Origin of the sequence: Brevundimonas sp. NPDC007368 (assembly GCF_042869015.1) — a bacterium.
Classification (GTDB): Bacteria; Pseudomonadota; Alphaproteobacteria; order Caulobacterales; family Caulobacteraceae; genus Brevundimonas.
The window spans coordinates 674,061-695,481 of record NZ_JBIAFA010000001.1 but is presented as its reverse complement, the minus strand read 5'-3'; the positions used below and the strand labels follow the sequence as shown (position 1 = coordinate 695,481).

General features: G+C 67.0%; 21 protein-coding genes. 8 read left to right on the top strand and 13 right to left on the bottom strand.

The features are described 5' to 3' along the window. The first annotated feature begins 20 nt into the window (after positions 1-20). Entirely contained in the window at positions 21-455 is a 435-nt protein-coding gene (locus ACFYLW_RS03465) for a PaaI family thioesterase (RefSeq protein ID WP_312063911.1), read from the top strand. Here ACFYLW_RS03465 and ACFYLW_RS03460 read toward each other — a convergent pair. The 4 genes from ACFYLW_RS03460 to ACFYLW_RS03445 form a co-directional block, all read right to left on the bottom strand. After that, positions 439-1,047 (bottom strand): YoaK family protein, encoded by a 609-nt coding sequence (locus ACFYLW_RS03460; RefSeq protein ID WP_390182842.1) that lies wholly within the window; start codon positions 1,045-1,047, stop codon positions 439-441. The two genes, ACFYLW_RS03465 and ACFYLW_RS03460, sit on opposite strands and share 17 nt — an antisense overlap. 35 nt (positions 1,048-1,082) lie before the next feature. Continuing rightward, positions 1,083-1,700 carry a glutathione S-transferase family protein gene (locus ACFYLW_RS03455; protein WP_390182841.1) on the bottom strand — a complete coding sequence of 206 codons (618 nt, stop codon included), beginning with the start codon at positions 1,698-1,700 and terminating at the stop codon, positions 1,083-1,085. A gap of 30 nt (positions 1,701-1,730) precedes the next feature. Beyond that, positions 1,731-3,005: a NupC/NupG family nucleoside CNT transporter gene (locus tag ACFYLW_RS03450; protein WP_390182839.1), complete on the bottom strand. Its 1,275-nt coding sequence runs from the start codon at positions 3,003-3,005 to the stop codon at positions 1,731-1,733. Between the two features lie 176 nt (positions 3,006-3,181). Beyond that, positions 3,182-4,060: a branched-chain amino acid aminotransferase gene (locus ACFYLW_RS03445; protein WP_390182838.1), complete on the bottom strand. Its 879-nt coding sequence runs from the start codon at positions 4,058-4,060 to the stop codon at positions 3,182-3,184. A gap of 89 nt (positions 4,061-4,149) precedes the next feature. Here ACFYLW_RS03445 and ACFYLW_RS03440 point away from each other — a divergent pair, with 89 nt between their 5' ends. The 3 genes from ACFYLW_RS03440 (at position 4,150) to ACFYLW_RS03430 (ending at position 6,806) form a co-directional block, all read left to right on the top strand. Continuing rightward, entirely contained in the window at positions 4,150-4,881 is a 732-nt protein-coding gene (locus tag ACFYLW_RS03440; protein WP_292083910.1) for a response regulator, read from the top strand. Positions 4,882-4,888: 7 nt separating this feature from the next. Continuing rightward, positions 4,889-6,232 carry an ATP-binding protein gene (locus tag ACFYLW_RS03435; protein ID WP_390182837.1) on the top strand — a complete coding sequence of 448 codons (1,344 nt, stop codon included), beginning with the start codon at positions 4,889-4,891 and terminating at the stop codon, positions 6,230-6,232. Positions 6,233-6,314: 82 nt separating this feature from the next. Then, entirely contained in the window at positions 6,315-6,806 is a 492-nt protein-coding gene (locus tag ACFYLW_RS03430) for a hypothetical protein (RefSeq protein ID WP_390182836.1), read from the top strand. 3 nt (positions 6,807-6,809) lie between these two features. Here the strand turns inward: ACFYLW_RS03430 and ACFYLW_RS03425 are convergent, their stop codons facing one another. From ACFYLW_RS03425 to ACFYLW_RS03415, 3 genes are all read right to left on the bottom strand, one after another. Then, complete coding sequence (locus ACFYLW_RS03425) at positions 6,810-7,604, bottom strand: pyrroline-5-carboxylate reductase family protein (protein ID WP_390182835.1); 795 nt, start codon at positions 7,602-7,604, stop codon at positions 6,810-6,812. After that, complete coding sequence (locus ACFYLW_RS03420) at positions 7,604-8,107, bottom strand: YbjN domain-containing protein (RefSeq protein WP_292032930.1); 504 nt, start codon at positions 8,105-8,107, stop codon at positions 7,604-7,606. The genes ACFYLW_RS03425 and ACFYLW_RS03420 overlap by 1 nt, the downstream gene beginning before the upstream one ends. 77 nt (positions 8,108-8,184) lie before the next feature. Then, positions 8,185-8,472 carry an accessory factor UbiK family protein gene (locus ACFYLW_RS03415; RefSeq protein ID WP_292083914.1) on the bottom strand — a complete coding sequence of 96 codons (288 nt, stop codon included), beginning with the start codon at positions 8,470-8,472 and terminating at the stop codon, positions 8,185-8,187. A 174-nt stretch (positions 8,473-8,646) separates the two neighbouring features. On the opposite strand from ACFYLW_RS03415, the gene lgt reads away from it, so the two are divergent. Genes lgt through pgeF form a run of 4 tightly spaced genes read left to right on the top strand, consistent with a single transcriptional unit; the run spans position 8,647 to position 11,657 of the window. After that, positions 8,647-9,519, top strand: coding sequence for a prolipoprotein diacylglyceryl transferase (lgt, locus tag ACFYLW_RS03410; protein ID WP_313472036.1), 873 nt, complete (start codon positions 8,647-8,649; stop codon positions 9,517-9,519). Between the two features lie 6 nt (positions 9,520-9,525). After that, on the top strand, positions 9,526-10,611 hold the full coding sequence (locus ACFYLW_RS03405; protein ID WP_390182834.1) for a class I SAM-dependent methyltransferase: 1,086 nt from the start codon (positions 9,526-9,528) through the stop codon (positions 10,609-10,611). Between the two features lie 33 nt (positions 10,612-10,644). Then, complete coding sequence (locus ACFYLW_RS03400) at positions 10,645-10,890, top strand: helix-hairpin-helix domain-containing protein (protein ID WP_390182833.1); 246 nt, start codon at positions 10,645-10,647, stop codon at positions 10,888-10,890. Next, positions 10,887-11,657, top strand: coding sequence for a peptidoglycan editing factor PgeF (gene pgeF, locus ACFYLW_RS03395; protein WP_390182831.1), 771 nt, complete (start codon positions 10,887-10,889; stop codon positions 11,655-11,657). Before ACFYLW_RS03400 ends, pgeF begins: the two co-directional genes overlap by 4 nt. On the opposite strand, the gene lpxC is transcribed toward pgeF, so the two are convergent. The 6 genes from lpxC to ACFYLW_RS03365 form a co-directional block, all read right to left on the bottom strand. Continuing rightward, positions 11,658-12,557: a UDP-3-O-acyl-N-acetylglucosamine deacetylase gene (lpxC, locus tag ACFYLW_RS03390; protein ID WP_390182829.1), complete on the bottom strand. Its 900-nt coding sequence runs from the start codon at positions 12,555-12,557 to the stop codon at positions 11,658-11,660. 187 nt (positions 12,558-12,744) lie between these two features. Then, positions 12,745-14,313: a cell division protein FtsZ gene (ftsZ, locus tag ACFYLW_RS03385; RefSeq protein WP_292083921.1), complete on the bottom strand. Its 1,569-nt coding sequence runs from the start codon at positions 14,311-14,313 to the stop codon at positions 12,745-12,747. 258 nt (positions 14,314-14,571) lie between these two features. Next, positions 14,572-17,802 (bottom strand): TonB-dependent receptor domain-containing protein, encoded by a 3,231-nt coding sequence (locus tag ACFYLW_RS03380; protein WP_292083922.1) that lies wholly within the window; start codon positions 17,800-17,802, stop codon positions 14,572-14,574. Positions 17,803-18,210: 408 nt separating this feature from the next. After that, complete coding sequence (gene ftsA, locus ACFYLW_RS03375; RefSeq protein WP_105563928.1) at positions 18,211-19,536, bottom strand: cell division protein FtsA; 1,326 nt, start codon at positions 19,534-19,536, stop codon at positions 18,211-18,213. A gap of 25 nt (positions 19,537-19,561) precedes the next feature. Beyond that, positions 19,562-20,416: a cell division protein FtsQ/DivIB gene (locus ACFYLW_RS03370; RefSeq protein ID WP_390182828.1), complete on the bottom strand. Its 855-nt coding sequence runs from the start codon at positions 20,414-20,416 to the stop codon at positions 19,562-19,564. Next, positions 20,404-21,339, bottom strand: a complete 936-nt coding sequence (locus ACFYLW_RS03365; RefSeq protein WP_390182827.1) for a D-alanine--D-alanine ligase — start codon at positions 21,337-21,339, stop codon at positions 20,404-20,406. The genes ACFYLW_RS03370 and ACFYLW_RS03365 overlap by 13 nt, the downstream gene beginning before the upstream one ends. Positions 21,340-21,421: the final 82 nt, after the last annotated feature.

The window sequence follows — 21,421 nt, the reverse complement described above, 5'->3', positions numbered from 1 at the left end:
GGAAAGAAGGCGTAATCGGCATGGTCGCGAAAATCACCATCACGGAAGGCGAGTTCGCCGGCTGGCAGACCTATGACCTTCACGACACCTTCGACGTGGTGGTCGGCCCCTTCTACGGCAAGCTGGACCCCGACGGACATATGCGCTGCGCCTTCCGCGCCGAGCAGAAGCACATGAACGCCGGCGGCCGGATGCACGGTGGCTGCCTGATGACCTTCGCCGACATCGCCATGTTCCAGATCGCCTATCAGGAGATGGAGGGGGCGTCGGGCGTGACGGTGCAACTGGATTCCACCTTTATCGACGGCGCCTATGTGGGCGAACTGATCGAGGCGACCGGCCAGGTCACCAAGGCGGGCAAGAGCCTGATCTTCGTGCGCGGCCAGATCAATACGGGCGAGCGGCTGCTGATGACCTTCTCGGGCGTGATCCGAAAGTTCACGCCTCGCGACTGACGCGGGCGAAGACGGCCAAACCCGCCGCCAGCGTCGCCGCCGGCCACAGGGCGTTCAACCCCAGCGCGCCATAGCTGAAGGCGCCGACCACCGCCCCGCCGAACAGGCCGACCCACAACAGCAGATAGGGGGCGAAGGCCGTGCGGCGCCCGCCGCGCACGGCGCCGGCCAGGGCCTGGCCCAGCTTGACCAGGGCCCCGGTCATATAGGTCAGGCCGACCCCGACCTCGCCGTCACGCAGGAAGACGGCGTTCTCGATGCCCATGGCCAGGACCATCAGGCCGACGGCAAGCGACATCGACCCCAGAGGCACAGCCAACGCGGCCCCCGCCAGAAGCGTCGCCTCTACCGCCAGCACGCGGCTGCGCGACCGCATCCCCTCGCCGCCCGCGACCAGCGCGCCCACAGCCGCGCCCAGGACGAACAGGATCAGGATGGCCGCCGCCACGCCCACGGTGCGCCAGTCGCCCATCGACACCCCGACCGCCATCCGGGTCGAGTTGCCGCTCATGAAGGAGACGAACAGGCCGCCGAGTTGCAGGAAGCCCAGGCTGTCGACATAGCCGGCCAGGGCCGCCAGCAGCACCGCCATGCCCCGCTCTGACGGAGCCAGGGTGCGCACGCAGGCTAGACCCCGGCCTTCGCGGCCGGGCGGGCGCGGCAGGCCTCCAGCCAGCGCGCCAGATGGACAAACTCTGCGGGCGGGCGGTACTTGACCAGCCTGGCGAAATCCAGTCCGACCGCCGCGACGATGTCGGCGATGGTGAAGCGATCAGCGGCGATGAACTCGTGCTCGGCCAGTTGCCGATCCAAAGTGCGCATGAACTTTTCGGCGCCGAGGCGGCTGTACTCCGCCACCTGGGGCTGGGGCGCTTCGAGCGCGGCGAGCGCCGGGTGGCTGAAGCGCACGTTCAGCATCATGGGGTTGGCCAGATACATTTCGCACCGGCGCGTCCACATCTCGATGATCGCCTGTTCCCTGGGGTCGCGCCCAAACAGGTTGGGCTCTGGATAAAGGGCCTCCAGATACCGGCAGATGGCGATGGATTCGGAGATGCAGGTCCCGTCGTCCAACTCCAGCGCCGGGACGTGCGGCACGCCGACCTTGTCACGATAGGCGGCGGTGCGGTGCTCGCCCGCCAGCAGGTCGATCTCGACCCCTTCGACGTCGGTCACGCCCTTTTCCGCCATGACCCATCGAACGCGGCGCGGATTGGGGGCACGGCGGCTTTCGTAAAGCTTCATGGAACGCCCCTCGGATGATCGTCCGGAAGGCTACTGTCCGAAGACGGATGCGGGCAAGGCCCCGACAATGCAGGCGGTCATCAGGGTGGCCAGGAAGCCCGCCAGCAGGGCCTTCCACACCAGACCCAGGACTTCTTCGCGGCGCTCGGGCATCAGCACGGACAGTCCGGTGACGGTGATGCCGACCGAGCCGATGTTGGCGAAGCCGCACAGCGCATAAGTCATCAGCATCCGGGTGCGCTCGCTCATGTCGCCGGCCGGGACCTCGCCCAGTTTGATGAAGGCGACGAACTCGGTCAGGGTCAGCTTGACGCCCAGCAGCCAGCCGGCGGTATGGGCGTCGGCCCATTCCACCCCGGTCAGCCAGGCGACGGGGGCGAAGACCACGCCGAGGATGCGCTCGACGCTCAACGGTTCCCCGCCGATCCAGAAGGCGCCCAGCATGACATTGGCCAGGGCCACCAGGGCCACAAAGACGATCAGCACGGCCGAGATGTTCAGCACCACCATCAGGCCGTCGGACGTGCCCTTGACGATGGCGTCGATGGCGCTGTCGTACTTCAGCGCCGAGTTGTAGTCGGCGACCGCCCCGCCCTCGCCCGGCTTCTCGGGGATCATGACGCGGGCCAGAAGGACGCCCGCCGGGGCCGAGACGATGGAGGCGACCAGGACGTGGCCCGCCGCATTGGTCAGCACCGGCGACAGAATGGTGGCGTAGGCCACCATGGTCGAGCCGGCGACGGTGGCCAGACCCACCACCATCATCAGGAACAGTTCCGAGCGGGTCAGCTTGTCCAGATAGGCGCGGATGACGATGGGGCTCTCGATCATGCCGAGGAAGACATTGGCCGCGACCGCCAGGGCCGAGGCGCCGCCCAGACCCATGGTGCGCTGGAACAGGAAGCCGAAGCCCAGGGTGATCCACTTCAGGATCTTCCAGTGCCACAGCAGGGCCGACAGGGCCGAGATCACCAGAATCAGCGGCAGAACCTTGAAGGCAAAGGTGAACAGGGCACCTTCATTGGCCACGGCGTAGGGCTGATCCCCGCCCGCCAGAAAGCCGAAGACGAACTTGGTCCCCTCCTCGGTCGCCAGCTCCAGCCCCTTCACGGCGTTGTTGATGCCGTCCAGCACCACCTGCGAGCCGGGAATGGCGAAGGTCGCCAGGATCAGCGCCGCCTGCACCAGCACCGCCCCGATGGCCAGCCGCCAGGGGAAGAGCTTGCGGTTCTCGGACAGGGCCCAGCAGACGGCGATGATGACGATCAGGCCGAACAGGCTCTGCAGGTTCAGAAGGCTGAACATGGAAAAGGCGGCTCCGCGACCGGCCGACGGCCAGCAGCCGCCCTTGAAATCTGCTTGAACGCTACCGTGCGCCCTCTGGTCAAGAGCACATGCGGCGTCCTGCCGCGCCCGGCCTCGGCTCCCGCGCTGAAGGCGCGCAAGAAAAAGGCGGAGGGTGAGCCCTCCGCTTGTTCCGATCAGAGCTGGCCGCGGACCAGCTTGCCGTAGTCGTCCATCAGGGTCAGCGACAGCTCGCCCGGCGTGAAGCGATAGTCGCCGATCTCGCTGACCGGGGTGACCTCGGCGGCCGAGCCGGTGAGGAAGCACTCCGAGAAGTCCGCCAGTTCTTCCGGCAGGATGTCGCGGATCACCACCTCGATGCCCTTGGCCTGGGCCATCTCGATCACGGTCTGGCGGGTGATGCCGTCCAGGATGTGGTCCACGCGCGGCGTGTGCAGAGCGCCGTTCTGGACGAAGAAGACGTTGGCGCCGGTGGCCTCGGCGACATAGCCGCGCCAGTCCAGCATCATGGCGTCGGCGAAGCCGCGCTTCTCGGCCGCCGTCTTGGACATGGTGCAGATCATGTAGAGGCCGCCGGCTTTGGCGGTGGAAGGCGCCGTTGCGGGGTCGGGACGGCGCCACTTGGCCCACTCCAGACGAATGCCCTTCTTCTTGACCTCGGGGTCGAAATAGCTGGGCCATTCCCAGGCCGCGATGGCCAGGTGGACCTTGCTGTTCAGCGAGGAGACGCTGAGCTGCTCGGCGCCCAGATAGGCCACCGGACGGATGTAGCAGTCCGTCAGGCCGTTCTTTTCACAGGTTTCCTTGCAGGCGGCGTCGATCTCGGCCACGCTGTAGGGAATGTCGAAGTCCAGCAGCTCGGCCGAGCGCTTCAGCCGTTGGCTGTGCGCCGTCAGCTTGAAGATTTCGCCGCCATACATACGCTCACCCTCGAACACCGACGAGCCGTAGTGAAGGCCATGGGTCAGAACGTGCGTTTTCGCGTCCCTCCAGGGCACGAACGCGCCGTCAAACCAGATCCAGCCGTCACGATCGTCGAAAGGAACGAAGGCCATTGAATAACGTCTCCTCGGGATGTGGTCCGGTTACACTCTTCTCTCCCGCCGCCGTCAACGCCTTTGCGTTCGGCAGGATCGCCTAAGACATGACTGATACGCGCTCGAACGGCCGCTCCGGCCCTATCGCTGCTCCCGGCGCCGGCCGCCACCTGCTGGTCGTCGATGACGACGACAGAATCCGCGAGTTGCTCAAAGAGTTCCTGACGCGCGAGGGCTATCGCGTCACCGGCGCCGCCCACGCGGGCGCGGCGCGGCGTCTGGTCGAGCTGATCGAGTTCGACCTGATCGTGCTGGATGTCATGATGCCGGGCGAGAGCGGTTTTGACCTGACCAGCTGGATCCGTAGCCAGGCCTCGCTGTCCAAGACCCCCGTCCTGCTGCTGACCGCCAAGGGCGACCCCAACGACCGGATCGAGGGCCTGTCGCGCGGGGCCGACGACTATATGTCCAAGCCCTTTGATCCGCGCGAACTGGCGCTGCGGGTCGAGGCCATCCTGCGCCGCACCGGCGGCAAGCCGATGACGCCCCGCGAGATCCACATGGGACCGGCGGTGTTCGACATGGAGCGGCTTGAGCTGACCCGCGACGGCGAACTGCAGCGCCTGACCGAGGCCGAGGCGCAATTGCTGAAGACCCTGGCCATCCACGCCCACTCGCCGGTCGAGCGGATGAACCTGTCGCCCGACACCGCCGACATCACCGGCCGCGCCGTGGATGTCCAGGTGACACGCCTGCGCCGCAAGCTGGAAGCCGATCCCAAGAACCCGCGCTATCTGCAGACCGTGCGCGGCGTCGGCTACATGCTGGCGCCGGACTGATCGCGTCATGCGGCTGCTGCCGTTCAACGTCTGGGCGCGAGTGATCAAGCGCCGCCTGCCGACCTCGCTGTGGGGCCGGTCGCTGCTGATCATCGTCCTGCCGGTGCTGATCATGCAGGGGGCCGTGACCTGGGCCTTCTTCGACGCCCACTGGCAAGCCGTGACCGCGCGCCTGTCCGAGGGCTTGGCCGGAGACGTGGCCTGGGCCGCCGAGAGCTATCGCGACGAGCCCACCGCGCAGAATCTGTCCGTCATCGCCGACCGGGCCGAGCGCTCCATGCAGTTGTCGGTCGCCTTCCAGGAAGGCGCCAGCCTGCCCCGGGAACAGCGGCGCGGCGCCATCGGCGTGGTCGACCGCACCATGGAAAAGGCCCTGGCCTCGCGCTTGGACCAGCCCTTCTGGTTCGATACGACCCGCTACCCCGCCTATGTCGACATCCGCGTGCAGGAGCCCGACGGCGTGCTGCGCGTCATCGCCCCGCGCGAACGGGCCGTGGCGACCCAGGCGCACATCTTCGTCCTGTGGCTGATGATCGCCACCATCCTGTTGCTGGGCGTGGCGGTGCTGTTCATCCGCAACCAGGTGCGCGCCATCGAGCGCCTGGCCGACGCCGCCGAGGCCTTTGGCCGGGGCGAGAGCGTGCCGCGCTTCAAGCCGCACGGCGCGCGCGAGGTCCGAGCGGCCGCCTCGGCCTTCCTCGACATGCGCGCCCGCATCCAGCGTCATATCGACCAGCGCACCGCCCTGCTGGCCTCGGTGAGCCACGACCTGCGCACGCCCCTGACCCGTCTGCGGCTGGAGTTGGCCCTGGCCCCGCCCTTCAAGCGCGCCGAGGCGATGAAAGGCGACCTGGACGAGATGGAGCACATGATCGACGAGTACCTGGCCTTCGCGCGCGGCGAGGCCGGAGAAGCGATGCAAATGGTCTCGATCCCCGAAATGCTGCGCCGCGCCGCCGACGACGCCCGCCGCGCCGGCGCCGAGGTCACGCTTGAGACGCCTGACGAACTGGACGCCCAGTTGCGTCCCCTCGCCTTCCGTCGCGCCCTGAACAATCTGGCCGGCAACGCCGCCTCTCACGGCGAACACGTGCGGTTGTCGGCCCGCCCCCTTCCCTCGGGGGGGATCGAGATCGCGGTCGAGGATGACGGTCCCGGCATCCCGGAAGACATGCACGAGGAGGCCTTCCGGCCCTTCTCCCGACTGGACGCCTCGCGCAATCAGAACAGCAAGGGCGTCGGTCTCGGCCTGGCCATCGCCCGCGACGTGGCGCGCGGCCACGGCGGCGACATCACCCTGAGCCGCAGCGACCTGGGCGGACTGAAGGCTTCGATCCGCCTGCCGGGATAAATCGCGCCTCCCTCTGGCGTGGCTGTAAAATCATCGCCATCTTGCACCTGTTCCAGGGGGGCCTGGATCAGGAGTCCGTATGATGCGTAACTTCGCCTTTCTTGCACCAATGACCGCCGCCCTCTTGCTGGCCGGCGCCGCCTCGGCCCAGCCTTCAGCCGTGGTCGTCACCGTCAGTCCCGACTTTGCCAAGACCGCTGAAGAACTGGGACAGCGCGATGTTCAACAACAGGTCGATGACCTGACGGCCAAGGTCACGCGCGTCCTGACGCAGCGCCATGCCCTGGACGGGGCGCGGATTGAGCTGACGATCACCGACCTGAAGCCCAACCGGCCGACGATGCAGCAGATCAGCGACAAGCCGGGCCTGGACCCCATCCGCAGCATCTCGATCGGCGGCGCCGCCATTGAAGGCACGGTGACCATGGCCAACGGTGACGTACAACCGGTGAAATACGACTATTATTCAACCAGTCTGGCGGATGTGCGCGGTTACAGCACCTGGCAGGACGCCGGCACCGCCTATGATCGTCTGGCCCGTAACCTGGCCGACGGCCGCTACGTCAAACGCTAACGATCAGCCGCTGAGTTCAGTCGACTTGGCCACAGCCGCCTGAACGGCGCTCTCGACCGCCCGGTCGAGGGCGCCGTTTGCATTCAGGGCCACAAGGCCGGCCTGGGTCACGCCGCCGGGCGAGGCCACGCGGTCGATCAGGGCGTCCAGAGCCTCGGTTCCCTCAACCCCCGCCGCGGCGGATCGCAGGGTGGCGCGGGCCAGCCGCACGGCGGCCTCGGGCGTCAGACCTTCCTCGACCCCGGCCTGGGCCAGGGCGCGGGTGAAGGCGAAGAAGTAGGCCGGGCCGCAGCCGGACACAGCCGTTGCGGCGTGCATGGCGGCTTCCTCGTCCAGATGAACCGTCTCGGCGATGGGGCCGAACAGGGCCTCGCCTACGGTGCGGGCGGCGGCGTCAGCGGCCCAGATGGTCGCCACGCCCTGGGCCTGGGCCACACCGGTCGTCGGCATGATGCGGACGACGGCACGACCGTCGAAGCCCTCGGAAATGGTCTCGCCTCTCACCCCGGCCATGACCGAGACGATCACGGCGTCGGGCGACAGGTGCGGCAGGATCGGGCGAGAGGCCTCGAACCACTTGGCCGGCTTGACCCCGATGACGAAGGCGCGGGCGTCCGCCAGGGCTTCCAGCGGCGGATTGATCCGCGCGCCCAGGGCCCGCGCCGCCTCGGCGGCGGGCTTCTCGGACGGGGTCAGGATGATGAGGTCGTCGGGATCGACCGCTCCCGTCTTCAGCCAGCCTTCGAGGATGGCCGAGCCCAGCCGCCCTACGCCTTGCAGAACGACCGCGCGGCTCATTAGGCTGTGCCCACGGTTTCGAACAGGCAGGCGTCGATGGCTTCCTGCGCCTTCTTGGAACCGCGCACCATGAAGTCGAAGGCGGGGTAGTAGCGATCGGCGGCCTCGATGGCGGCGTCGATCATGGAGGCCGCCTGGGCCAGGGTCGGGCGTTCGCTGTGCGGCAGGGCCAGCGAATGACGGAAGACGATCTCGCCCTCATCCGGCCAGACCTCGAAATGCCCCAGCCAGGTGCGCTGGTTGATCATCGACACCAGTTCATAGGCGGCGGCGCGGCGCGTCTTCATGACCCGCAGGTCCAGGGCGCAGCACAGTTGAAGGCAGTCGCCCTCGGGCCGCCAGGCGAACCACAGCTCATAGTCCTTCCAGTCGCCGGCCAGGGCGAAGGCGAGGTCGCCGTCGTCCGTGCGGTCAAACGGCAGGTTCTCCGCGTTGAGGACGTGCTCCACGACATCCAGGGGGTCGTAGGGAACGTCGACCTCTTCGGGTCGGGCTGCATCCATCAGGGGTTCACAATCTTAACTCGAGGGTCGCGACTCACGACCTGCAAACGAACGGTAAACGTGTTCGCAGATTCGGCTCAACCGGCGGCGTCAGCGTCAGGCTTCGCGGCTGTGGACGTTCCGCTCGGCGTCTTTTTCGCGGGCGATTTCTGAGCCTTAAGCTCGGCGATCTCGGCGCGCAGGGCCGCGATCTCGTCCTTCAGCACGTCGAACTCGTCACGACGGACCAGGTCCATCTCGGCGACGAAACGATCGGTCTGGGCGCGCCAGGCGGCCTTGGCCTCGTCGCCCGCGGCCTGGGCCAGACCCATGGCGCCCGTCGTCAGCTTGGCGAACTCGTCGAGGATCGGATTGCGCGTCTGCATGATGAACTCTCGCGTCTTTGCCACACCAGCATATGGTTAATGGCGTCGTAAATTGGGTGAACGAAACCTTGCCGTCCGAACCGGCTATAAACTGCTTCGCGGGAAAAGCGCGCGACGAATGCGGTCTCGCTTGCTAGATGATTTCGGGTCCCAAACGGCGCTGACGGAGGCCCTGTGCCCTTCCCCGAATTCGACCCTGTCCTGATCCATCTCGGCCCCCTGCCCATTCGCTGGTACGCCCTGGCCTATGTCGCGGGGATCGTGCTGGGCTGGTGGTACGCCTCGCGTTTGGCCAAGACGGAGCGCCTGTGGGCGCCGGGCAAGCCGCCGGTGACGGGACCGCAACTGGACGACCTGGTGCTGTGGATCACCCTGGGCGTCATCCTGGGCGGCCGGTTCGGTTACGCCCTCTTCTACAAGCCGGCCATGTTCGCCCAGTTGTTCACCGGCGACAGCTGGGGCGAGCGGCTGGAGCTGCTGCAACTGTGGACCGGCGGGATGAGCTTCCACGGCGGCTTCCTCGGCGTCGTCATCGCCATTGCGGTCTACGCCAACCGCCAGAAGATCAATCCGCTGAGCCTGGGCGACCTGATCGCGCCGGTCGCGCCGCTGGGCCTGTTCTTCGGCCGCATCGCCAACTTCATCAACGGCGAGCTGTGGGGCCGCGAGACGACGGTTCCCTGGGCCATCCGCTTCTGCAACGCCCGCATCGAACAGATGTACGGCTTCTGCCCCGCCGGCAACGAGCCGCGCCACCCAAGCCAGCTGTATGAAGCGGGCCTGGAGGGCCTGCTGCTGTTCGCCATCCTGTCCCTGGCCATCTGGAAATGGCGGATGCTGAAGCGTCCGGGCTTCGTCACCGGCCTGTTCCTGCTGGGCTACGGCGTCTGCCGCGCCACGCTGGAGAACGTGCGCCAGCCGGACGCCGGGTTCGAGCACCTGCCGCTGGGCCTGACCATGGGCATGATCCTGTCGATCCCGATGATGCTGGTCGGCGCCTGGCTGATCTGGCGGGCGCTGAAGAAGCCGGCCGTCACGGAGGCGTAAGACGTCATGACCGAGACCCTCAAGGACCGTCTGGTCCGCGAGATCGTGCTGACCGGGCCGATGACGGTGGCGGACTATGTCACGCGTTGCCTGCACGACCCCAAGAGCGGTTATTACGCGACCCGACCGGCCCACCATACGATCTTGGGCGAAGGCGGCGACTTCATCACCGCCCCCCTGGTCAGCCAGATGTTCGGCGAACTAATCGGCCTGTGGGCCGTCGAGACCTGGAGCCGTCTGGGCGCGCCCGAGCGGGTTCGGCTGGTCGAGGTCGGGCCGGGCGACGGGACGCTGATGTCCGACGCCCTGCGGGCCGCGCGGCTGGTCCCCGGCTTCCTCGAGGCCGTGGACCTGATCCTGATCGAGCCCAGCGCACCACTGCGGGCCGAGCAGGCGCGGCGGCTGGCCGACGCCGACGTCCACCCCCGCTGGCTCAGCGCCCTGCACCAGATAGAGACCGACGCTCCGGTCATCCTGATCGGCAACGAGGTGCTGGACTGCATGCCCGCGCGTCAGTTCATGAAGACCGAGGGCGGCTGGGCCGAGCGCCGCGTCGGCGTCACCGACGACAATGAGCTGACCTTCGGTCTGGTCGCCATCTCCGGCGGCTTTGACCGGCCCGAGTATGACGTCGAGCCGGGCCAGGTGGTCGAGATTTCGGAGCAGCAGGCCGCCTTCGCTCGCGATCTGGCCACCCTGGTCAAGGCCGCCTCGGGCGCGGCCCTGCTGATCGACTATGGCCGCAGCCAACCGGGGCCGGGCGACACCCTGCAGGGCCTGCGGCGGCACCAGAAGGTCGATCCACTGGCGACCCCGGGCGAGGCCGACCTGACGCAATGGGCCGACTATCCCCTGGTGCTGGAGGCCGCCGTGCGCAGCGGCGCCGACGTGACCGGCTGCGTCGGTCAGGGCGCCTTCCTCAAGGCCCTGGGAATCGAAGCCCGCGCCCAGCGGTTGATGCAGGCCCGCCCCGACGCCGCCCCTGTCATCCAGCGCCAGCTGGACCGCCTGACCGCGCCGGACCAGATGGGCGAACTGTTCAAGGCGGCGGCGATCTTCTCGCCCCGCGCGCTGACCCTGCCCGGCTTTTGAAGTCTGCGGTCTGTTTCCGCAGGGAGTGTGACGATGCGTTTTTCCGACCGGGAACGGGCCGTGCTTCTGGCCGTGAAGGGCGTCGGCCCCAAGGTCGTCGAGCGGCTCGAGGAGCAGGGTCTGGGCGCCTTTGAACGTTTGGCCCAGGCCGATCCCGCCGTGGTCTGCGCCGGGGCCGCCGTCAGCCTGGGCTCGACCTGCTGGAAGAACAGCCCTCAGGCCCGCAAGGCCGTCGAGGCCGCCGTCAACGCCGCCCGTAACTCGCTGGAGGCCGCATGAGCCTGAACCCCATCACCCACCCGCTGCTCGACAAGGCCGGAGTGCGTCACGGCTTCTTCACCCGCCAGGGCGGCGTGTCCGAGGGGATCTACGCGGGCCTGAACGCAGGCGTGGGGTCCAAGGATGATCCCACAGCCGTGGCCGAGAACCGCCGCCGCGTGGCCGAGTGGATGGGCGGGGTGAATGACGACCTGTGCGGCTGCTATCAGATCCACTCCGCCGTGGCCCGCGTGGCCGAGGCCGGCTGGAAGGGCGAACGGCCCGAGGGCGACGCCGTGGTCAGCGCCGTGCGCGGCCCGATCGCCTCCGTCCTGACCGCCGACTGCGCACCCGTACTGTTCGCCGACGCCGAGGCGGGCGTGGTCGGCGCGGCCCACGCGGGCTGGAAGGGCGCGCTGGGCGGGATCATCCACTCGACGGTGGCCGCCATGGAGGCCCTCGGCGCCCGGCCTGAGCGCATGGTCGCCGTCGTCGGCCCCTGCATCGCCCAGGCCAGCTATGAGGTCGGCGCTGACTATCAAGAGCGCTTCGCCCGCCATGATCCGGGCAGCGAGCGCTTCTTCGCCCCCGGCGCGACCGAGGACAAGCGCCTGTTCGACCTGCCCGGCTTCGTCCTGTGGCGGCTGGAGCAGTCCGGCGTCGGCGACGCCGCCTGGACCGGCGACGACACGCGCGCGGACGCAGGCCGCTTCTACTCGAACCGTCGCGCCTTCTTGGCGGAAGAGCCGGATTTCGGGCGGTTGATCTCGACGATCAGCCTGGGCTGATTAGCCCGCCATCGCCATGTCGGGGACGCGGGTGATTTCGCGCCAGGCGTCGGGCTGGGCCAGCAGGGCGCGGACCAGCTTGTTGTTCAGGGCGTGGCCCGCCTTGACGCCTTCGTAACGGCCCAGCAGCGGCGCGCCGAGGACATAGAGGTCGCCGATGGCGTCCAGGGCCTTGTGGCGCACGAACTCGCGTTCCATGCGCAGACCGCCAGGGTTCAGGATTTCGTCACCGTCGATGACCATGGCGTTTTCCAGCGAACCACCGCGAGCCAGACCGGCCTGACGCAGGGCCTCGACCTCATGGGCGAAGCCGAAAGTGCGGGCGGCCATGATGTCCGAGCGGAAGGTCGCCTCGTCCACGACGAAGTCCACCACCTGATTGCCGATGACCGGCGTGGGGAAGTCGATCTCGAAGCGCATCTCGTAACGGTCGCAGGGCTTGAGGACGGCGGACTTGTCGCCCTCCTCCACCCGGATCGGCTTGAGGATCTCGATGTAGCGGATCGGGGCTTCCTGACGGCGGAAGCCAGCGCGGTCCAGCAGTTGCACGAACTGCAGGGCCGAGCCGTCCAGGATCGGCAGCTCGGGGCCGTCGACCTCGATCACGGCGTTGGAGACGCCGAGCGCGCACAGGGCGGCCATCAGGTGCTCGATGGTCGACAGGCGCACGCCCGCCGCGTTCTCGATCATGGTGTTCAGGCGGGCGTCGACGACAGCCTCGCCCGAGACGGGGATCCGGTTGTCGCGGTCGGTGATGTCGGTGCGCACGAAGACGATGCCCGCGCCGGGCGCAGCCGGACGCACGACCAGCTTGACGCGCTGGCCGGTATGGACGCCCACGCCGGCTGTGATGGCCGGAGCGACGATGGTCTGTTCGTGATGGTCGTTACGGACCGACAATGGAAACTCTCTGTACTGCGCGGCTCCGCGCAGTCGTGCGGAGTTCGCCTCGCCTGTCGTTTAGCCACGACGGCTCAAGCGCGAAATGAAAGATGGGTTTCGAAATGTTTCGGTCTGACGACAGGCCCTAACAACTAGAACGCCCCGGAGCTGGGCTCCGGGGCGTTTCAATCAGGGTTTCGTCCGATCAGTTCGCGAGGCGGCGAAGGAAGGACGGGATTTCCAGGTCGTCGTCCTCAGCCTGGCCGGCCTGATAGTCCAGGGTCGGCTGGACCGATTGGGACTGGCGCAGTTGCTGGGTCGTGCGGTTGGACGACGGCGACGGAGCATAGGACGGCTGCGACTGCTGCTGTTGCGGCTGCTGGCGCTTCTTGCCGAACAGGCTCCAGCCGCTGCGGCGGTGATCACGGTCGTCGTAGTATTCTTCTTCAGCGACCGGCTCTTCGCGGCGCGGGGCCGGACGGGCTTGCGGCTGCTGTTGCTGACCGCGGTCGAAGTAGAGATCGCCCTGCGAGGCGGCGGCGGGTTCCGCGCGAACGGCGCCGGATTCGTACTCCTCGACCCAGGGATCGACGATCGGCTCCAGATTGCGGGGCGCGTCGTGGATGACGGGCTCCGGGCGCGGTTCGGGCGCGGCGCGGGCGGCCGGGGCTTCATAGACCGGAGCGGGCTCGGGCGCGCGGGCCGGTTCGCGAACCGGGTCGATGCGGACTTCCGGCTGACGCGGCGCGGCAGCGGTCGGGCGGCGGTCCGAGAAGGCCGAACCCTGGGGTTCGATCTTCTGGATGACGGCCTCGTCCATGCCGGTGGCGACGACCGAGACGCGGATCTTGCCGTCCAGGGCCGGGTCGAAGGCGGCGCCGAAGATGATGTTGGCGTCACCGTCCACTTCGGCGGCGATGGCGTTGGCGGCCTCGTCCACTTCCAGCAGCGTCATGTCCAGACCGCCGGTGATGTTCACCAGCACGGCCTTGGCGCCCTTGAGGCTGGTTTCGTCCAGCAGCGGGTTGGCGATGGCGTTCTGGGCCGCCAGCAGGGCGCGGTCGTCGCCCGTGGCCTCGCCCGTGCCCATCATCGCCTTGCCCATTTCGGACATGACGGCGCGGACGTCGGCGAAGTCGAGGTTGATCAGGCCCGGCAGGATCATCAGGTCGGTGATCGAGCGGACGCCCGAGTGCAGCACCTGGTCGGCCATGCCGAAGGCGTCGGCGAAGGTCGTGCGCTCGTTGGCGACACGGAACAGGTTCTGGTTCGGGATGACGATCAGGGTGTCGACGTAGCGCTGCAGTTCGGCGACGCCCGAGTCCGCCAGACGCATGCGGTGACGGCCCTCGAAGGTGAAGGGCTTGGTGACGACGCCGACGGTCAAGATGCCGCGGTCGCGGGCGCACTTGGCGATGACGGGGGCCGCGCCGGTGCCGGTGCCGCCGCCCATGCCGCAGGTGATGAAGACCATGTGCGCGCCGTCCAGGTGCGCGTGAATCTCGTCAGCGCTCTCCTCGGCGGCGTTCATGCCGACTTCGGGGTGGGCGCCGGCGCCGAGACCCTGGGTGATGGTCTCGCCCAGTTGAATGCGGCGGTCGGTCTTGGCGAAGCTGAGGTGCTGGGCATCGGTGTTGGCGACGACGAACTCGACCCCTTCAAGGCCGGCGTCGATCATGTTGTTCACGGCGTTTCCGCCCGCGCCGCCGACGCCGAAGACGACGATCCGGGGCTTCAGTTCCGTGTGTTGCGGCTTCACCAGCGAGAGAGACATGTTCTTGTTCCGACTTTCCGACCCTGCCCGTTAACCCCAATGCGAAATCCCCGCCGAATCGCATTGGTTATGAGCGTGTTAAGGAAAACCCCTTTTGAGTTAACGGAGTGTTACTCCGGTAATATGAGTCGGAAGGTTTGAAAGCCCGCATCCTCAGCTTGGCCGCAGATTTCCTTCATTTTTCAGCGACGGCGTTCAACCCGCAAACAAAAAGGGCGGCTCTTTCGAGCCGCCCTTCCGTTTCAGTTCAGACCGAACTTACCAGGGACGGTAGTTCAGGCTGATCGAGTAGCGACGACCATAGGGGTCGAAGTTCGAGTACAGGGTCGCGCCCAGCCAACGCGCCTGTTCGGCGTCGAAGGCGTTCTGGACCGTACCCGTCACGGTCAGGTCTTCGCGCAGTTGGTAACGGACCGAGAAGTCGTTCCGCAGGAAGTTCTCGCTGTCCATGTACTTCGTCTCACGCTGGTCGGCGTTCTGCACGAAGTCACGTTCACGCACGATGTCCTGGGCGGTTTGCCAGTCGGCCACCCAGCTGATGCGCAGGGGCTCGATCGGCGTCTGCCAGGTCAGGGTCGACGAGAAGCGAACGCGCGGATAGAACAGGTTGCTCGAGAGTTCCGTGTAGTCGTACGGGTTCTCGATGTTGTTGAAGTTCTTCTGCTCGATCAGCCACGAACCGTTCAGGCTGTGGGTGAAACGACCCCAGTTGCGACCGATCATTTCTTCCGTGTCGAACGTGTAGTTCGTCGTGAAGTCCAGACCACGAACGTTACGCTTGGCGTAGTTGATCGAGCTCTGGATGAAGTCGATCAGCAGGAAGCGGTCGTCGCGCGGCGTGTTCGGATCGTTGACGCCGGTGCGGGTCAGGGTGGCGCAGGCGCTGGCGTTCAGGCCCGGGCCGCTGACGCAGTTTTCGGCGGCGACCTGGGCGGTCACAGCAGCGATCACATTGTCGATCTGGATCTCGTAGTAGTCGAGCACCAGCGAGAAGTTCGGGATGAAGCGCGGCTTCAGAACCGTCGAGAAGGTGAAGGACTCCGACTCTTCCGGCTTCAGGAACGGGTTGCCGCCGTTCTTGCCCGCGACGCTCGAACCATAGTCCGGACGATAGGCGTTGGCCGCCGTCGGGTCCGTGAAGTTGAACGTCAGGCCGAACTGCTGCGCCAGGGCCGCGCAGTTGACGACGCGGTTGGCCGCCTTCTCACGGTCCGCCATGTTCTGGATAGCCAGGGTGGCGCAGGGATCGTTGAAGTTCAGGAAGGTCTGCGTGAACGGCGAGTTCGTTTCCGACAGGGTCGGCGCACGAACCGAGGTGTTGAAGCTGGTCTTGAAGGCGATGTCCGGGATCGGACGGTAGACCAGGTTCACGCCATAGACGTCGCTTTCGCCGAAGGTCGAGAAGTCGCTGTAGCGATAGCTGGCGCTCAGTTCAGCATAGTCGCCCAGGAAGGAGTCGCGCATCAGCGGGATCGAGAGCTCCGCGAAGGCTTCCTTCGTCTCATACTCGGCCGGCATGAAGTCGGCGCCGCCGTTCAGCTGGGCGTAGGTGGTGCCCAACGAGCGGCTACGGCCCAGTCCTTCCGTGTACTCCTTGCGGTACTCGGCGCCCAGGGCCAGACCGATACGGCCGGCGCCCCAGAAGTCCCACAGCTGACCCGAGACCGAAGCCACGGCGTCGTGCTGCTCGTTGACCTGCTCGATCTGCAGTTGAGCGCGGACGTAGTTAAGGCCTTCAGCGCTCTGGTTGCCGGCGCCGAAGACGTTCAGCGGCTTACAGTTCTTCACCACGTCCGAGTTGGCGTTCAGGGTGCCGCCGACGTTCGGGTTGCGGTTGGTCACAGTGCCACCGTTTGCAGTCAGCAGCTGCACGCGGCAGACGATGGCGCCGGCCTGGCCGAGCACGCCCGCCGTGTCGCGCACGGCGTCCATGGCGTACGAGAAACGCTCGATGTCCAGACCGCGCTCGACGTTCAGGTTGTCCATACGGCCGTAGGTGTAGCCGATGTCCCAGTCCAGGTTCTTGACGAAGCTGACATCGCCGGCGTTGCCGTTCAGACCCAGAACGTAGCGCTGCAGTTGCTTCTCGTTGGTCTGCGGGCGGTCCAGCAGCCAGGCGGAGTAACGAGCGAACGGAGCAGCCGTATCGCCGGTGACCGCACCAGGAGCCGTCGCGCTGGCGGCGCCGTAGGTGGTCGCGCGGTTGTTGCGGATGGCGGCGGCCAGTTCAGCCGGCAGGAAGGCGTTGTCCGTGCGCGTCGTATAGGCCGACGTGCTGAGGATCTGCATCGAGTTGTTGGCGTTCAGCGTGTCCGAAATATAGATGTCGCCGAACGAGTTACCCGTGGCCAGGTTCGTCGTCTCGTCGACGTACTTGGCCTCAGCATACAGGTTGATGTTGGGCGTGATCTTGAAGTTCGCACCGACCTGGAAGCGAGCGTTCTCGGATTGCGGCAGGGTGGAATCGACGTTGAAGGTCGTGTTGGGGTTCTCGCCGTCGCCGCCGACATTCGTCACGCGGTTGACGCCGTTCACCTGAACCCAGTTACCGAAGTCGGCCAAGCGCGCGCTGGTGCCGTTGAAGACGTAGGTCTTGCCCGGAGCAACGCCAAAGCACGAAGCAGAGGTGATCGAGGTGGTGGTGCACTGACCGGTCGGAATGACGTTCGGGTTGTTCAGGGCGCTGGGCTGGTAGTTGTTAGCCAGGGTAACCTGACCCCACTTCATGATCTGCAGGCTGCGACGGTCACGATACAGTTGCGTATCCATGATGCCGTCATAGGGCTGCGCAGCCGTGTCGGTGTCGCGCGTGACCAGGCCCCAGGCTTCTCCCAGCCAATCGATGTCCGAGGCCAGGACTTCGTCCAGGCGCTCATATTCGGCGAAGCCGTAGACATTCAGACGATCGTCAAAGAAATTCTTGCCCGCCAGAACCGAAACGCGTTCCGAATCCTGACCGCCGTCGTTGAGCTGAGCCCAACGCGCGTCGAGTTCCAGACCTTCAAAGTCCTTGCGCAGCTTGAAGTTCAGCACGCCGGAAACGGCGTCGGCGCCGTAAACCGACGAGGCGCCGCCCGTGACGATTTCCACGCTTTCGATAAGCAGGCGCGGGATGGTGTCGACGTCGACAGCCAGAGTGCCCTGCGGCGAACCCACGTGGCGACGACCGTCAACCAGGGTCAAGGTGCGGCCCGAGCCCAGCGAGCGAAGGTTCGGCAGCGACAGGCCGCCGGCGTTCAGGACGCCCGCCGTGGTGTCGGACGGAACCTGCGAGTTCATCAGGGCCGGAATGGTGGCCAGATAGTCGATGACCGTGTTCTGACCCGTGGTCAGCAGGGTCTCGCGGCTGACCTGGATCAGCGGGGTCGGAGCGGTCGTCGGGTCGCGACGGATACGCGAACCGGTGACGACGATTTCCTCAACCGTCGTAGCCTGTTCCGACTGCGCCGGCTGGGCCGATTGAGCGAACGCCGGAGCCGACGCCGCCATCAGACCCGCAAGGACAGTCGTCCCAAACAGGAAATTGCGCTTCAGATGCATTAGTCGGGACCCCCAAATGGAAAATGACACAACACCGCGATCGCCGAACGACCACGTGCCTAACTGCTCCGTTTAATCGAAATCGCCCGGCGAACAATGATTGCGACCCAAATCAGGCGATTGCGCGCCAGAACTGTTACAATCAGAACACACTAAGGTCACAGACCGCCGAAAAACGTTCGATGAGCGTGAACATTTGCAATGAACGCGCCCTAGGTGGAAAAATTTTTCGGATTCTGGCCGTCGGTCACCTTGAGCGACGCAATTTAATCGTCGCTCACGCGATCAACGCGGACTGCAACCGGCCGATTTGCGCGGAAAAGCCGCAACCCCGAGCTGTTGCAAGCCACTCAGGCCCTACAGGTTGTCGCGCAGCCAGCCGGCGGCGCGGGCCACCATGCCGCCGCGGTGCACCTTGGGGGCGTCGGCGGCGGTGATCTGACGGGACATCAGCTTGCGGGCCGAGACGGCCTCGCGCGGGCCGTAGGCGGCGCGCAGCAGGACGCCCGAGGCCGAGCAGAAGGCCGGGCCGGAGGCGGCGTCGGCCAGGTGGGGCGCGCGTTGCGGCTTGCCCAGGCGGACGGGGCGGTCGAAGACGCGCACCGCCAGTTCACGCACGCCGTTCAACTGGCTGGCCCCGCCGGTCAGGACGATGCCCGCGCCCGGGTCCATGCCGACCCCGGCGTGCTTGAGCCGGTCGCGCAGCAGTTCGAGGGTTTCCTCGACGCGCGGGGCGATGACGGTCTTGAGCATGGCGCGCGGGACGATGACGGGGCCGGCGGACGGGTCCTCGCCGCGCGGCGGGGCCTCCAGCATCTCGCGGTCCTCGTTGGCGCTGGCCATGGCCGAGCCGTGCAGGGTCTTCAGGCGCTCGGCGCCGACCTTGGAAGTCGACAGGCCGCGCGCGATGTCGGCGGTGACGTGATCACCGCCGACGTTGAGGCTTTCGATATGCAGCAGGGAGCGCCCGCCCCAGACGGCCGCCGAGGTCGAGCCGCCGCCCATGTCGATGCAGACGCTGCCCAGCTCCATCTCGTCCTCTTCCAGCGCGGCGAGCGAGGAGACGACCGGGGCGGCGGCCACGCCTTGCAGGTCAAGGTGAGCCAGTTCGAGGCAGTGGCTGAGGGCGCCGAAGGAGCCTTCAGACATGGAGACGACCAGCAGGTCCAGCCCCAGCGAGCCCCCGCGCATCGAGCGCGGATCATGGACGCCGCGCGCCCCGTCCACCGACCAGGCGATGGGCAGGACGTGGATCGGGCGGCGGTTGGGCAGACGGATCTGGGCCAGGGCCATGCCGATGGCGCGGGCCAGATCGCCATCGCTGATCGGATGAGCGCCCAGAGACACGCGGGCCTGGACCCGGTGACTGGCCATCTGGCCGATGGCCGTGGTGACGATGACGCCGGAAACGGGCGAGCCGGCGGCGCGCTCGGCGCGCTCGACCGCGTGGCCGATGGCCTGGGCCGCCTCGTCCATGTTGACGATGGCCCCGCCGCGCACGCCGCGCGACTGGACGTGGCTGGCGCCCGCGACGCGGATGGTGCGGTCGGCGTGGCGCACGCCCTCGGGCTTCATGATGAAGCAGGCGACCTTGGACTGGCCCAGGTCGAGCGCGGCCACGGCCGGAGCCCGCGGGGCGCCCTTGGCTTGATCCGTGTTCGTGTCTCGGCTGCGTCCGGCCATGATGCTCGTATCCTGAATAGTCGTGTCAGACAGCGCCTTCGGAGGGCCGGACGGCGACCTCCTCGGGCGTGCGGAGATCGACCCGGGCGAAGCCCAGATCGAGAAGGCGTTCGCGCTGGTCCAGCGCGTCGAGGCGGATCAGGGCGCTGTCCTGATCCACGGCAGGCAGCTGGATCAGGGCGCCGTCCTTGAGGCGCAGATCCCAGCGGCGTTCGTCCACCCTGACCAGGGCCTCAATGCGCGCCATCAGGCGCGGGCGCTGGGCCAACAGCGGAAGGATCTCGGCGGCGGTCTGATCGGCGCCCTTGCCGACGACCAGCGGAAGCTTGGGATAGCGGCCCGCGTCGGCGCCCTGGATGACCTGGCCCCGGCTGTCGATGACGTAGGCGTGGCCGCCGGTCTGCCAGACGGCCAGACGGTCATGTTCCTTGACGTCGACGATCAGTGTGTCGGGCAGCAGGCGCACCACGCGCGCCTCCTTAACCCAGCCCACGGCCTGCACCCGGTCGCGCACGGCGTTCAAATCCAGACTGACGATAGGCTGGTCGGCGCTGACGCCGACGGCCTGCTGGATTGCCGCCCTGGCCTCGGGCGAGGCGCCGGTGACGTGCAGGTTCCTGACCTTCAGGCCCATGCTGGACGTGACGCTGTCGAAGCGGTTGGAGACCGAGTTGGAAATACGCTCGGCGCGCGCCCCGGTGGCCAGGACCCCGCCCAGCACCACGACGCCCGCCACGATGGAGATCAGAACGGCGCGCGGCGACAGGTCCAGCCGACCGATGGCGGCGACCTTGCCCGGCGTGGCCGGAGCGTTGCGGGAGCCCTGCCCCCTCCCCTTCGTCGAACCCTGTCGCCGACCGCCACGCACTACCGCGGGCATGAGGCGTCCTCCACCATCCACCGAACCAGATCACGATATGCCATCCCGACATAGGCCGCCTGCTCGGGACTGAGCGAGGTCGGCGTCATGCCGGGCTGTGTGTTGACCTCCAGAAGAACGAGAACGTCGTTAACATCGTCATAACGAAAATCGGCCCGGGACACGCCGCGGCAGCCCATGGCCGTATGAGCGAGTTCCGACTGACGTAAAGCCTTATCAAAGACGTGGGCCGGCAGCTCAGCGGGCAGGACATGCTTGGAGCCGCCCGGAGCGTATTTAGCCTCGTAGTCGTAGAAACCCTTGGTCGGGGTGATGTCGGTGACGGTCAGGGCGCGCGGGCCGCTGGCCTCGCCCAGGACCGTGACGGCCAGTTCCTTGCCCGCGATGAAGGGCTCGACCATAACCAGGTCGCCATAGGTCCAGCTGTCGTCGCCGACGATGGCGCAGGGCGCGTCGCCCGGCTGGATGACATAGACGCCGACCGAGGAGCCCTCAGCGTTCGGCTTGATGACATAGGGGGGCTGAATGACGTGATCCGCCGCCACCGCCTTGCGGTCGAACAGGCCGCCGCCGGGGACGACAACGCCCGCCGCGCGCAGCACGGCCTTGGACTTATCCTTGTCCATGGCCAGGGCCGAGGCGAGGACGCCGGAGTGGGTATAGGGAATGCGCAGGGTCTCAAGGATGCCCTGAACGCAGCCGTCCTCGCCCCATTCGCCATGCAGGGCGTTGAAGACGACGTCGGGTTTCAGGGCCGTCAGCACCTGGGCCAGATCGCGACCCGCGTCGACACGCGTGACCTTGGCGACCTGCCCTTCCAGGGCGTCGGCGCAGCCTCGGCCCGAGGACAGCGAAACCTCGCGTTCCGACGACAGGCCGCCCATCAGGACAGCGACGTGAAGAGTGTTCAGGGGCGCGCGCATGGGACGATCCGACTACTAGCCCGCCCCTATGCCCTGAATACGGTTAACCGGTTGGAAACGATAGCGGGGCGGATGCGGAATT